This is a genomic window from Rossellomorea sp. KS-H15a (assembly GCF_024195245.1).
Taxonomy (GTDB): domain Bacteria; phylum Bacillota; class Bacilli; order Bacillales; family Bacillaceae_B; genus Rossellomorea; species Rossellomorea vietnamensis.
Genome location: NZ_CP096886.1, coordinates 2,151,081 through 2,163,892, shown reverse-complemented (window position 1 = coordinate 2,163,892; position 12,812 = coordinate 2,151,081). Strand labels below are relative to the sequence as shown.

Sequence of the window (12,812 nt, the reverse complement as noted above, 5' to 3'; positions counted from 1 at the left end):
TTAGACATTTTTCGCCAAACGTGCAAAAAAAGGATAGACAAAAGAAAAGATTCTTTGTCTATCCTGATGGATGATTAATAGATTGGTACCCAACCTTCCTGGGTGACGAAAATGCGAACGGCCACTACCTGCTTATCATCACTTAAAGTGAAATAGTGGCGGATGTTTTCAGGCACGGAAATTAAGTCACCGGGATTCAGGTGTACCTCAAAGAAATCCCCGTCCTTCCCTTGAATGACGAAAACGCCATGTCCACTTACTATAAATCGGACTTCATCATCCGTATGATGATGCTCCTGTTGGAAATTCTTTAATAGCTCTTCAAGATTTGGAGTGCTTTCGGAAAGGGAAATCACATCCCTTGCCTGATACCCTCTGCGAGCTGAAATATCTTCAATCTCCTCTTTAAAGGTGGAGAGAATGGCCTCTTTATCCTCATCGGTTAAAGCGAATCGGTCCCTCAGTGATTCGTCCAGTTTATCCATGTTCCAATGTTCGTAGATCACCCCTTGGTCATTTAAATAATTTACTACCTCTTCCTGGTGATCGATGATCTGATTTTTCCCCTGAATGTGTATCGTTGTCATAATTTTACTCCTCCCTTGGAAATAGATTTCGAAGTTGTTAATGATAATAATGTAAGGTGATATTGGAACAGAAACTCACACGCTTCCAATAGTTTCTTAGCTTCAAATCCTGTACGTCCCCAAACGCTAATTCCATGATTGCGAATGAGTACGGCCCCTTTATCTCCATTAATGAAAGGAAGGAAGGAATCCGCCAAGGTTGGGATATGCGCATGATTATGGATGATGGGTATCGAGAGGGAATCATGTTCATCCCATTTGTCCCAGGCTTTAATCAGTTCCTGGTTTCTGAATGTGATGACACCTTCATCCCCATACAGTTCACTGATCACATTGTTGGCAACAGTATGGACATGCAAGCTGCATCCCGCTGAACTCCCATTGAATATGTGACTGTGGAGAAGGGTTTCGGCTGAGGGACGCAGTTGGGTTTCCTCCAAGGCCTCACCCTGTGCATTCACAAGGAGGAAGTCCTCTTTCGTGTGCTTTCGCTTATCCTTTCCACTTGCTGTAACCAGGAAAGATACAGGCGATGATTCCACTCGTATCGCCAGATTCCCACTGGTTCCCATAAACCAGTCCCTCTCCGCCAATTCTCTTTTGATATCAGCGAGCTCTTCCCATTCGGATTGATACGACTTCATATTGTCACTCCTTTTTCTATCACATTTATGCAATCGTGAAATGTTTCAAAAGGATGATACGGGATTTCCTTTTCTTCACACGTACGTGCGAGATAGTCCCTTGCGAGTACTGTATCGCCAAGCTTCGCCATCTCAATGTCTGTAACAGAGTCCCCTATTACAATCACCTCATGATCTTCCAGGGATAATGCCCTCAGAATGGAAGGCTTACAGCATCCACATCCTTTGTTTTCACAGTGCACGTCACATGGATATGGCCAATGAATGGTTATGTTCGAATCGTTAAAGATCGCTTCGTTACAATATACAGCCTTAAAAGGCCCGAATTCTTTCAGTAACGGGTGAACGAAGAAGTCTATTCCCCCACTCACAATATACAGGGGAATCTCATTGACTTTTGTATAGTCCACGAATTCCTTGAAGCCTTCACGAATAACCGCTGTTTCCATCAAATACTGAATCATCTCGTCTTTCTTTGAAGAAGGAATGAGTGAGAACAACTTGCTTACCCCTTCTTTGATCGAGATCGAGTGGCTTAAAATGTCCTCTTTTACAGGCTCCCATTCCGGTGGGGCAAAGGCTTTCATCAAAGAAATGATATTATCTGTTTCTGTGATCGTCCCATCAAAATCACAGAATATCACTGGAAGACTCATTACACCTTTACCTCCCCTCCCCATAGGGACAGGGCTTTCTTCAGTTCTTCATAGGTTTCGGCTGCTTCCTGGAGTGACCTTCCGTCTAAAACAGCATCGATCGCTTGGCCAAATGCCCTTCCTCCCCCACTTGCACCGTCCGGGTGACCGTGAATGCCTCCTCCGGCATTGATGACACAATCTGTCCCGAAATCTTTTACCAAAAGGGGTACAAGAGCCGGGTGTATGCCTGCTGATGGAACTGGCAATGTTCTCTTCAAATGTTCGTCATTCTTTGTTAATTCATGGCTTATGGATAGGACGTTGTCCTTCTCTAGTGCCACACTACCGTACGGAGATGGAAATAATGAAAAATCAGCCCCGGCCATCCGCAATAATTTACCCAACCATAAAGAGTAGCTCACTCCATATACTGGAGACGCTGCAACAGCCCCGGCAAAGGCAGGATGAGCCATGATCGGCAATGAAATCTCAGGGTCCTCCCTCAATTCCTGCAGAACATCGAGACCGTAGGAAAATACATTGAATAAAAGAGCATCTGCCCCAAGCTCCCTGGCTTTTCTTGCCTTGTCCCGTAACTGTGAGGTTTTCCCTGTCAGATTTATGGCATACAAGGTTCTCTTACCCGTTTCTTCAAAGACATTGTGCAACACTTTTTTTCCTAATCTCACTCTTTCAAAAAATGGAGTCAAGGAATTATCAAATAATATTTCATCATCTTTTACGACATTGACTCCGCCGAGGGCCTGAGCTCTTAACTGATTTTCAAGGAACGTGAGATCCCTGCCGATCACCCCTTTGAATATGCTCATTAACAGCGGTCGACCATGAACCCCTGTTAATTCCCTGATGCCCTCTATCCCAAAACGTGGACCGGGAAATGACTTTTTTAAGTCTTCTGAGAACTCCAGATCCAGTAATTTCACTTCACCATCGAGAGAAAGTTTGCCGAATACCGTTGTAAGGATAGCCGGAATATCATTGGAATAATTATGACCGGGATACCCAATCTTCACCTCACCCCAGGAGCCTTCGTCCTCCCTCTCTTCCACAGAAACGACTCTCCCCTTGTATTTTCTTAATTGTTCCTGTTCCAGTAGCGGCAGGTCCGTCCATGATCCGACCGTGAGTCCCAAAGCAATCCCTTCTGCCTTTTTCTCGTATGAACCACTCTTTCCCTTTAGTCGATATGTTGCAATCACTTCGCTCATTCATATTACCTCCCTATGTAAAAGCTCTTTTCCGCGTCTTGATTTCATCATGCCGGCAAACAAAAAAACCTCTTCCAGATAAGAAGAGGTTTACATTCGGCACTCTTTCTTATCTGTCAGCTGTATAGCTGCAAGAATTAGCACCGTGCTTAAATAAGTCGGTTGCCGGGCTTCATCGGGCTGGTCCCTCCGCCTGCTCTTGATAAGAATTTCATTATATTAATTCAGTTGGATTATTGCACCAATTTCAGCATATGTCAATCCCTTTTGTGAAATAATTCTAAACTTTCTATACGGGAAATCGCCTCTTTTATCCGTTCATTTGTCGTTAAAAGACCGACCCGTACATACCCTTCTCCATATTCTCCAAATCCTACACCAGGAGCAACGGCCACTTTGATTTTTTCAAGTAAATAGGTTGAGAACTCAACAGATGTGAACCCTTCCGGCACCTTAAGCCAGGCAAAGAAGGAACCTTGTGGGGCTTTTACATCCCACCCAATTCCCTGTAGACCCGAGATCAGGAGTTGTCTTCGTTCTTCATATGTGGCAACCAGTTCCGTTACGCAATCCTGGGAACTCAGTAAAGCCGTAGTGGCTGCTTCTTGAATCGCGCCGAACAGGCTTACGTAAAGGTGATCCTGGAGGAGATTGATCGCTTCAATGACACTCTTATTCCCAACGGCAAAACCGACTCTCCAGCCTGCCATATTATAGGTTTTCGATAATGTATATATCTCAATCCCGACATCCTTTGCACCATCCGTCTCAAGAAAGCTCAAAGGCTTCTGTCCATCGAAACCGATCGCCCCGTAAGCAAAGTCGTGCACCACACAAATATCATGCTTTGAAGCAAGTTCCACCGTGTCCTCGAAAAAGGATTTTGTGGCGGTAGCACCCGTTGGATTATTGGGGTAATTGAGGAACATTAATTTCGCCCTTTCCCATTCTTCACGGGAATGGACACGATAGTCCGGAAGAAACCCATTCTCCTCTTTCAACGGCATCTTGATCATACTGGCTTCTGCCAATGCGACCCCCGATACATAATCCGGATAACCTGGATCCGGGACAAATACTCCATCCCCGGGGTTCAATAAACATTGAGGGATCTCCACCAAACCTGCTTTTCCTCCAAAGAGAACCGCTACTTCGGTTTCGGGATCTATCTCCACACCGTATTCCCGCAAATAGAAAGCTGCAATCGCCTCCTTAAAGCTCGATAAACCACGAAATGGAGGATATTTATGGTTAGAAGGAGATTGAGCCGCTTCTGTTAGTTTTTCCACAATATGTGGAGGGGTCGGCTGATCTGGATTTCCCTGTCCCAAATTAATGACATCATGCCCCTCATTCACAACAGCATTCACAGTTCCTGCAAGGGAAGCGAAAAATTGTTCAGGTAATGATTCCAAGCGTTTTGCTTTTTCAAAGTGTTTCATACATTCACCCACTCATTTTTTTGAAAATTAATTACTTTCAAATTCTAGTCACAAATGATATAACGGAACATAAAGAATGTAAAGGAATAAATGACAAAAAGTACATACCGAGGTGAAGGTAATGATTCAAAAGGTGGGTCTCGCCCAGATGGATATTGTGTTTGGGAATCCTGAAGAAAACAAGATGAGAGTGGAACAGTGGGTCAAAAAAGCAAAGGAGGAGGGATGCGGTGTCGTCGTTCTTCCTGAACTCTGGACGACAGGTTATGATCTTACACGGATAGATGAGATCGCAGATGAGGGAGCCGAAGATTCTTCCTCCTTCCTGACTTCCCTGTCAAAAAAATATTCCATTCACATCATAGGAGGCTCTGTTGCCAATAAATCAACAGATGGAGTTAGAAATACACTATTGGTGGCTGATGCATATGGCGAGTTGGTGAAACGGTATTCAAAGCTTCACTTATTCAAACTAATGAATGAACATCATTACCTACTTCCCGGAGAGGAAGACGGGGCGTTCTCTCTTGATGATACGATGATGGCAGGACTCATATGTTACGACATCCGTTTCCCTGAATGGTTCAGGAAACATGTCATGATGGGAGCGAAGATTGTCTTTGTGGTGGCTGAATGGCCGGCTGCCAGAATGGATCACTGGGAGACCCTCTTAAGGGCACGTGCGATTGAAAATCAATGCTTTGTGATTGCATGCAACCGTGTGGGGAGTGACCCTGACAATGAATTTGGCGGCTCCTCCCTTATCATCAATCCATGGGGGGAAATCCTTGCAAAAGGAACCCAAAGTGAACAGTTGGTCACTGCTGAAATCAATTTGCAGGAAGTAGAAAAGGTCCGTAAACAAATTCCGATCTTTCAAGACCGGAGACCAAATTTTTATTAGAAGATATTAAAAAACCGTTGACATGGAAAATACTTCAATGGTACCATTCAATTCAAATGAACATTCAGAATTTTAATTAAATAGGACATACGCAACTCTTATCAAGAGCTGGCTGAGGGATTTGGCCCTATGAAGCCCAGCAACCGACCATAATACCGTTGTAAAACGGGGCGCTGTATGCGCCGGATGATCAATCCAGTAAGGCACGGTGCTAATTCCAACAGAAAGATCATCTTTCTGGGAGATAAGAGGCGAAGAAGATGACTCTTCAAGCCTCTTTCGAACATGGAAAGAGGCTTTTCTTATGCTGCGGAAAAGCCTCCCTAACACCCATTTTTCATAAGGTGCACTAAAAGGAGGAACGAAAATGGCAATCACTAAGCTCAATACGTACCAACCACTAACGGAACAGTCGGCCATCGCTATAGCCGTGAATGTAGGAATATTTGAAGACGGTTCACTTTTAACTTGTGAAGAAATCGGGGATGGGAACCTTAATCTCGTTTTTCATGTAGTTGAAAGGAATTCAGGTAAAGGAATCATCATCAAGCAAGCCCTCCCCTATGCAAAGGTTGTAGGTGAAAGCTGGCCACTTACGATCGAAAGGGCAAGGATTGAAGCGGGTGCCTTACACCTTCAGCGGTCATTTGTAGGCGATCTCGTACCGGAAGTGTATCATTCTGATCCATCCCTTGCCGTCACAGTGATGGAGGATTTAAGCAACCTCACCATCGCACGTACCGGCCTGCTCAATGGGAATAAGTATCCAAAGCTATCAGACGACATTGGTACATTTCTTGCAAATACACTGTACTTCACCTCTGATTATGCCCTTCATCCATTTAAGAAAAAAGAATATGTGAAAGAATTTTCTAATCCTGAGCTATGCAAAATCACGGAGGACCTAGTATTCACGGATCCTTTTTTCAACAGTGAAACGAATGAGTTTGAGGAGGAATTATCCGGGGATGTCCAGCAATTATGGGATGATTTCACTGTAAAACTCGAGGTCGCAAAACTTAAAAAAAGCTTCCTTACCGAAGGGGAAGCCCTGCTTCATGGAGATCTCCATACAGGCAGCATCTTTGTGGATGACGAACACACCAAAGTCATTGACCCGGAATTTGCTTTTTATGGGCCGATCGGTTTCGATATCGGTCAGTTTATTGCCAATCTTATTTTCCAAGTGATCGCGAATCCAGGTGAAAAGGAATTCATCCTCCACCATATCGAAAATACTTGGAACGTCTTCTCTGCTACTTTCTCCAGACATTGGAAGGAAAGTGGTGACGCCTATACGAAGGTGAATGGGTACCTTGAGTATGTATTGGAGAAGAGTTTTCAGGACAGCATCGGTTTTGCAGGATGCGAGTGTATAAGAAGGACAATCGGTCTTGCACATGTGGAAGACCTCGAGAGCATCGAAGATAAAGAACAAAGATTAAAGGCAAAACGAGCATGCCTCAACCTCGGAAAGAAATTGATTGTAAATCGGAAACACATTCTTTCCATTGAAGAGCTTCTGACTTTAGTACGGTCACATTCTGAATAATTAAAGGAGATACTCATGACACATACACCGACCATTCCAACTTCACTCGAGTGGCATGAAGATCATTTACTGATTCTTAATCAACAAAAGCTGCCGAACACTGTGGAATATTTGACGCTAACGGACATTACAGACTATTATGAAGCCATCGTTTCGCTTAAAGTGCGAGGCGCCCCGGCGATCGGGATCACAGCCGCCTATGGATTGGCACATGCTGCTTCTCATTATGAAACAGACAATCTGACAGAATTCAATCACCTTTTCAGGAAGGATAAAGAATACCTCGCTGATTCAAGGCCGACGGCAGTCAATCTGTTCTGGGCATTGAATCGGTTGGAACAAGTTCTTGCCCATGCACAATCCGTGAATGAAGCCAAGACCAATCTGCTTCATTCTGCCATTCAGATCCATACGGAGGATGAGGAAATATGCAGGATGATCGGTGAACACGCATTGGATGCATTGGATGACAAGAGGAAGATCATGACCATCTGTAATGCGGGATCCATTGCCACGGGTAAATATGGAACGGCACTTGCCCCCTTTCACCTAGGCAGGGAAAGGGGAATAGGGTTCCAAGTATTCGCCTGTGAGACACGCCCTGTCCTTCAGGGCGCCCGACTCACTGCCTGGGAGCTTCAGCAATCAGGAGTCGACGTGACCCTCATTACTGACAGCATGGCCGCTCATACAATAAAGGAGAAAGGTGTGGAAGCTGTGATTGTCGGAGCCGACCGGATTTCTGCGAACGGGGATACCGCGAACAAAATCGGTACGTCCATGCTTGCAATCCTATGCCATCATTACAATATACCATTCTACGTGGCTGCTCCTTCTTCTACATTCGATCTCACCTCGAGAACAGGTGACGATATCCCGATTGAAGAAAGAGGGCCAGACGAAATCACGATGATGGGTGGCTCTATGATCGCACCCGAAAACATTCATGTTTATAATCCCGCTTTTGATGTGACTTCCCATGAATTGATTACCGGCATCATCACCGAAAAAGGTGTGCTGTATCCACGTTTTCAAGAAAGCATTCAACGGATTATAAATCAGGCATAAATAGATTGAAAGAGAAGGAATTCACCCTTCTCTTTCATTTTTCATTCTGCTAGTTTTGTAGATGCCCACATTTCCTTCGGATTCACCTCATAAATGCCGTTTTCCCGATACATGAACTGATGGATGATGAACTCTCTCCTCAAGGTGGCGAAATCTTCATGGAATTGTAGAATGTACTCATTCAGCTCTTTTTCCTTATACTTTTCCCCCACCTTCAGACCTTCCACGAGGTGTTCAAGAATGAATAGTTTTTTCTTTTGTTGGGCGGGAATACTTTTGATCCGTCCATTTTTCTCCAGAAAATTGTTCTTCACCTTCTGTTTTTCCTTCACTAACTTCTCTGACATTGTCCTGTCCCCTTTCTCTTCTTGAGCAAACCTGTGCAGAACGTCCCCGTGATGACTTAATACTTTTTTATTCAAATGGTAGTAAACCGTGTTCTTCTCTTTCCGTGAATAAACAAGGTTGCACTCTTTCAGTTTCGTCAAATGATGGGAGATCGTTGGCGCAGTAAGTCCAAGCTTTCCTGCTATGGCCCCCACGTGCAAACTCTCTTCTGCCAATAAATAAACGATCTTGATGCGGGTCGCGTCCCCCATCGTTTTATGAAACGCGATCTGTTTGCTTAATTGCACCGTTCCACCTCCTACCTATTTAGATTATCATCTAATTAGATGATAATCTAAATAGAACAAATCATCAACTGTTATTTTCAGAATTTTCCCCTGCATGACCGTTTCGTGTCGCCAAAACCAAAAACAGGCATTCTCCACATGGAAAATGCCTGTTCCTGTTATTGTTCTAATGAGAGTAACGTTTCTTTTTTGTCTATCTGCTTTCCTGCATAACCGGTGAGTGTCTTATTTTTCCCAATGACACGGTGGCAAGGGATGATGACGGGAAAACGGTTGGCTTTATTCGCCTGCCCCACAGCCCGGACTGCTTTCGGTCTTTGAATGGCTTGTGCTACATCCTGATACGACCAGGTTTCGCCATAGGGTATTTCCTTGAGGATATTCCATACTTCTTTTTGGAACTCGGTCCCTTCGATTTTCAAAGGAAGATCAAATGCTCTTCTATCACCCTTAAAAAACTCCAGTATCTGTTCCTTTGCTCTAATCAAAATGGGATGATCCGTTTCGATGGACGCTTCTTCCTCCACGAACTGCACAGAAAGCAATTGAGTCGAATCGGCCGTAAGCTTTAGATTCCCGATGGGGCTGTCGATTACAATCGTATGAATGGTCATATTACAGGACTCCTTTATGATTTAGGCAGATAGATATGGAAAACGGTTCCTTCTCCAACGATGCTTTCAACCTGGACGCTGCCTTTATGTTCTTTAATAATCTTAAAGCTTACCATAAGCCCAAGTCCAGTCCCTCTTTCTTTTGTTGTATAAAAAGGTTCGCCGAGCTTCTTGATTTTATCCTTTGAGATTCCGCCTCCCTGGTCTTTAATTTCGATATGAATCAACCCGTCCTCGGTCTCCCCGATGCTGATGGAAATCACCCCTCCATCCGACATGACTTCAATTGCATTCTTAATGACATTGATGAATACCTGTTTTAACTGATTGGGTTCAGCTACTATGGTCGGGAGGTCTTCCTGATACCTTTCCTCATACTGAACATTATGCATGACAGCCTGTGCACTCAGCAATTCCACCGTATCCTTCATGATCCTGATTAAATTCGTTTCCTGGTATTGGATCGCCTGAGGTTTGGCCAACACGAGAAACTCCGTGATGATTGACTCAATACGCTGGAATTCAGAAGTGATCACATTAAAGTACATCTCATGATCCTTTCCGACGCTGTTCTCAAGCAGTTGGATGAATCCTTTAAGCGCCGTCATCGGGTTTCTGATTTCATGCGCGATCCCTGCCGCAAGCTCCCCTACCACACTTAATGTGTCAGACTTCCTCAGTTGTTCCTGCATCTCGATTTGATCTGTGATGTCCCGGATGATGGTTAAATTCAGATTAGAGAGCAAATTGTATTTCGACGATAATTCAACGTATTGAACCCTGTCCTTGGAGGATGTCAGCGTTTTTAAAAACGTTGCCTGACCTTCATCCTTCAATTGATGCAGATAATCCTCATAGGCTTCCTCACCCGGCTCAATATTCAATATCTCACGTACATCTTTACCAATGAGCTGATCTTTATCCAACTTAATGATGTTACTCACTTCAGGATTCGAATCAACGACGACATAATTGTGATTGGTCAAAAGCAGTCCGTCCAATGATCCTTCGAATATCTTCCGGAACCTTTCCTCACTCTCACGCAGTTCCTTCTCCATTTGATATCGTTCACTGACATTACGGAATATGGTCATATTATAACCATCCACGGAATGAAGCTTGGACGTGAATTCCAAATGTTTGAGCTGATTGTTCGGCATGAGGAACAACACCTCATCCCTTACAGCCCCGCTTCTATATAATTGTTCCATGACCAAATCAAACTTCTGGCTTTCCAAGGGATAAACGAAATCCCTGATTTTTTTTGAGAGGAGCTCGGAAAGTGTGCATTCAAATATCTTCAGTGCTGAAGAGTTCGCTTTAAGGACCCTTCCGTCCTGATCCCATAAGACAATGGCATCTATCGCTTCTTCAAACAACCCTTTGAACAATTCCTCATTACGCTTCAGCTGGATCTCCATCTGCCTTTTTTCCGTTACATCTCTGAGAATGGCCATGTGGAGTTTATGATGGACGTATGGACTTGTCGTAAATTCCACGATTGAAATACTTTGTGATTTCTTGATTGGAATTTCACCACGGGCTTTTTTATTTTGAGAAATCAATTCTTTGATTTTTTCAACCTTATAATGGGCATTCTCGGGAATGAAGGAACTGATATTCCTCTTGGTGATCTCATCCTTATCGAGTCCCACTTGCAAACTGAATGCATGATTCACATCATTGATATTTCCATCAATATCGAATAGCACGATCCCCTCTGAAGCATTCTGGAAAATGTTCGATAGTAAGTGTACATTTAAATGATCTTTGCGCTCCTTCTCCTTCAGTTCCGTTACATCCTTAAAATATAAATATGCATTAGGTGAAATGGTCGATTTTTTCAGCAAAAGTTCGACGTGGATGATTTTCTTCTCATTTACATTCATCAGGGTTTCGTCTTCCAAGGTTTTTCCCGTTTCCATTACTTCCTTATAATGGGCAACTATGGGCGCGGGCACTGAAGAGAAAAACGTGCTGAAGAGCTTCCCTACAACATTCTCATCATTTGACTCCAGGGTTTCATATGCTTCGGGGTTGGCATAAACGATTTTCAACTCTTTATTGATCACAAGCATCGGCATGGGTGAAGCTGAGCAAATTTCCCTATCGACGGGATGACATAAATCCCTATTTTGCTCTTCCTTCACATTACTACTATTAGTCATTTCCTCATCCCCCTACTAAATTAAAAGACGACCATTGGCTTAAATCTTACAGAATCCGCATAGCTCCCCGTACTTCTGGTGATAATTAACAATGAAAATCATGTTTTGCTCATTGTATCCTAGGGTAAGAATGAATTAGGATTAAACTTTTCTAAAAGATGGTGAAGATATGAAACAGCGCGACTATTACTTCGACAATGCCAAATTCATTTTGATCTTTTTAGTGGTATTTGGACATGTCATCCGATCCTATATCGAAAGCGATCCCTTTATCCTTTCACTGTATAAAACGATTTACACCTTCCACATGCCGGCCTTCATCCTTGTGGCAGGATTCTTCGCGAAAGGATTCTATAAAAAGGGATATATCCAGAAACTTGCTAAAAAGTTGATACTTCCTTACATTGTGTTTCAACTGATCTATACGGTGTACTATCATTTTCTGTATCAAAAATCAACATTCGAGGTGGATCCACTTAATCCTCACTGGTCATTGTGGTTCCTTATCAGCCTTTTCTGCTGGAACGCACTCCTTTATGCTTTCATCAAATGGTTTAAATTCAAACCTGGAATGGGCTTGACAGTGGCTTTTTCACTTGGACTGCTTGTAGGGTTCGCCGATGTTATTTCAAATTATCTAAGTCTGTCCCGAACATTTGTGTTCTTTCCTATATTCCTGATGGGGTACTACATGGAGAAGGAGCACTTCGAATATTTTAAAACGAGTAAAGCCCGTTTAGTGGCAGGTTCATTATTTGTAATCGTATTTTTAGGGATGTATTTTGTACCTGAATTCTCAGATAAATGGCTCCTTGGTTCCAAACCTTACGGAGATTTTGAATGGAACAACGTCATCAGCATGGGTGTCAGGGCGGCTGTATATTTATTAAACGTCGTGATGATCTTCAGCTTTTTCACATTTGTTCCTACAAAGAGACAGTTTTTCACCAAGTGGGGGAAAAACACTCTCTATGTGTACTTACTCCACGGTTTTCTCATTCGGTTGTTCCGTGAAAGCCATCTTAAGGACACGATTGACCCTAACACCAGTCTTTTACTGTTACTCGGGGTATCCTTCGTACTGACGATGATATTTTCAACTAAATTCTTTACGAGCATCACACAACCTATCATCGAGTTTAGATCAACCAGGCTGCAGAAACTGTTTTCCAAAAGGGAAATGAAAACAAGATAAAATCTCACTAGAAAGGGCTGACCCCATTGTATTCACGGGTCAGTCCCTTTTTCATGATTAACTATTCGCTTTTGGTCGAGAATCAACTGGTTCATTATTCAACACAATTTTCAAAAAACGTATATTACCTTATATT

Annotated in this window: 12 protein-coding genes and 2 riboswitches; of the genes, 4 read left to right on the top strand and 8 right to left on the bottom strand. The window is 43.3% G+C overall.

The genetic code is table 11. The features are described from left to right. Positions 1-74: 74 nt before the first annotated feature. From M1J35_RS11090 to M1J35_RS11070, 5 genes are all read right to left on the bottom strand, one after another. Positions 75-587, bottom strand: a complete 513-nt coding sequence (locus M1J35_RS11090; RefSeq protein ID WP_159361788.1) for a 1,2-dihydroxy-3-keto-5-methylthiopentene dioxygenase — start codon at positions 585-587, stop codon at positions 75-77. After that, complete coding sequence (locus M1J35_RS11085) at positions 584-1,231, bottom strand: methylthioribulose 1-phosphate dehydratase (RefSeq protein ID WP_254653636.1); 648 nt, start codon at positions 1,229-1,231, stop codon at positions 584-586. Before M1J35_RS11085 ends, M1J35_RS11090 begins: the two co-directional genes overlap by 4 nt. Further along, on the bottom strand, positions 1,228-1,887 hold the full coding sequence (locus M1J35_RS11080; protein WP_254653635.1) for a 2-hydroxy-3-keto-5-methylthiopentenyl-1-phosphate phosphatase: 660 nt from the start codon (positions 1,885-1,887) through the stop codon (positions 1,228-1,230). Before M1J35_RS11080 ends, M1J35_RS11085 begins: the two co-directional genes overlap by 4 nt. Then, positions 1,887-3,098 carry a 2,3-diketo-5-methylthiopentyl-1-phosphate enolase gene (locus tag M1J35_RS11075; protein WP_254653634.1) on the bottom strand — a complete coding sequence of 404 codons (1,212 nt, stop codon included), beginning with the start codon at positions 3,096-3,098 and terminating at the stop codon, positions 1,887-1,889. The genes M1J35_RS11080 and M1J35_RS11075 overlap by 1 nt, the downstream gene beginning before the upstream one ends. Before the next feature lie 106 nt (positions 3,099-3,204). Then, positions 3,205-3,307: riboswitch (SAM riboswitch) on the bottom strand. A gap of 48 nt (positions 3,308-3,355) precedes the next feature. After that, the gene (locus tag M1J35_RS11070; RefSeq protein WP_224520391.1) at positions 3,356-4,540 is read right to left on the bottom strand and encodes a pyridoxal phosphate-dependent aminotransferase; all 1,185 of its coding nucleotides are present in this window, start codon (positions 4,538-4,540) and stop codon (positions 3,356-3,358) included. Between the two features lie 121 nt (positions 4,541-4,661). Here M1J35_RS11070 and M1J35_RS11065 point away from each other — a divergent pair, with 121 nt between their 5' ends. From M1J35_RS11065 to mtnA, 3 genes are all read left to right on the top strand, one after another. After that, entirely contained in the window at positions 4,662-5,444 is a 783-nt protein-coding gene (locus M1J35_RS11065) for a carbon-nitrogen family hydrolase (protein WP_254653633.1), read from the top strand. Positions 5,445-5,539: 95 nt separating this feature from the next. Continuing rightward, positions 5,540-5,695, top strand: a riboswitch (SAM riboswitch). 116 nt (positions 5,696-5,811) lie between these two features. Beyond that, entirely contained in the window at positions 5,812-6,996 is a 1,185-nt protein-coding gene (gene mtnK / locus M1J35_RS11060) for an S-methyl-5-thioribose kinase (RefSeq protein ID WP_254653632.1), read from the top strand. Positions 6,997-7,011: 15 nt separating this feature from the next. Then, a complete protein-coding gene (mtnA, locus tag M1J35_RS11055) occupies positions 7,012-8,064 on the top strand; it encodes an S-methyl-5-thioribose-1-phosphate isomerase (RefSeq protein WP_254653631.1) in 1,053 nt (350 codons plus the stop codon). 41 nt (positions 8,065-8,105) lie between these two features. On the opposite strand, the gene M1J35_RS11050 is transcribed toward mtnA, so the two are convergent. From M1J35_RS11050 to M1J35_RS11040, 3 genes are all read right to left on the bottom strand, one after another. Continuing rightward, on the bottom strand, positions 8,106-8,699 hold the full coding sequence (locus tag M1J35_RS11050; protein ID WP_254653630.1) for a DUF2087 domain-containing protein: 594 nt from the start codon (positions 8,697-8,699) through the stop codon (positions 8,106-8,108). Positions 8,700-8,857: 158 nt separating this feature from the next. Next, positions 8,858-9,313, bottom strand: a complete 456-nt coding sequence (locus tag M1J35_RS11045; protein ID WP_224520396.1) for a methylated-DNA--[protein]-cysteine S-methyltransferase — start codon at positions 9,311-9,313, stop codon at positions 8,858-8,860. Between the two features lie 14 nt (positions 9,314-9,327). Beyond that, positions 9,328-11,481, bottom strand: a complete 2,154-nt coding sequence (locus tag M1J35_RS11040; RefSeq protein ID WP_224520397.1) for a PAS domain S-box protein — start codon at positions 11,479-11,481, stop codon at positions 9,328-9,330. A 169-nt stretch (positions 11,482-11,650) separates the two neighbouring features. Between M1J35_RS11040 and M1J35_RS11035 the strand changes: the two genes are divergently transcribed. Continuing rightward, on the top strand, positions 11,651-12,676 hold the full coding sequence (locus tag M1J35_RS11035) for an acyltransferase family protein (RefSeq protein WP_224520398.1): 1,026 nt from the start codon (positions 11,651-11,653) through the stop codon (positions 12,674-12,676). The last annotated feature ends 136 nt before the right edge of the window (positions 12,677-12,812 follow it).

Bases quoted from the DNA above. Each gene is read 5' to 3' on its own strand.
- M1J35_RS11035 (WP_224520398.1), top strand. From the start codon at position 11,651: ATGAAACAGCGCGACTATTACTTCGACAATGCCAAATTCATTTTGATC.
- M1J35_RS11085 (WP_254653636.1), bottom strand. From the start codon at position 1,231: ATGAAGTCGTATCAATCCGAATGGGAAGAGCTCGCTGATATCAAAAGA.
- mtnA (WP_254653631.1), top strand. From the start codon at position 7,012: ATGACACATACACCGACCATTCCAACTTCACTCGAGTGGCATGAAGAT.
- M1J35_RS11045 (WP_224520396.1), bottom strand. From the start codon at position 9,313: ATGACCATTCATACGATTGTAATCGACAGCCCCATCGGGAATCTAAAG.
- M1J35_RS11040 (WP_224520397.1), bottom strand. From the start codon at position 11,481: ATGACTAATAGTAGTAATGTGAAGGAAGAGCAAAATAGGGATTTATGT.
- M1J35_RS11070 (WP_224520391.1), bottom strand. From the start codon at position 4,540: ATGAAACACTTTGAAAAAGCAAAACGCTTGGAATCATTACCTGAACAA.
- M1J35_RS11090 (WP_159361788.1), bottom strand. From the start codon at position 587: ATGACAACGATACACATTCAGGGGAAAAATCAGATCATCGATCACCAG.
- M1J35_RS11065 (WP_254653633.1), top strand. From the start codon at position 4,662: ATGATTCAAAAGGTGGGTCTCGCCCAGATGGATATTGTGTTTGGGAAT.
- M1J35_RS11080 (WP_254653635.1), bottom strand. From the start codon at position 1,887: ATGAGTCTTCCAGTGATATTCTGTGATTTTGATGGGACGATCACAGAA.
- mtnK (WP_254653632.1), top strand. From the start codon at position 5,812: ATGGCAATCACTAAGCTCAATACGTACCAACCACTAACGGAACAGTCG.
- M1J35_RS11075 (WP_254653634.1), bottom strand. From the start codon at position 3,098: ATGAGCGAAGTGATTGCAACATATCGACTAAAGGGAAAGAGTGGTTCA.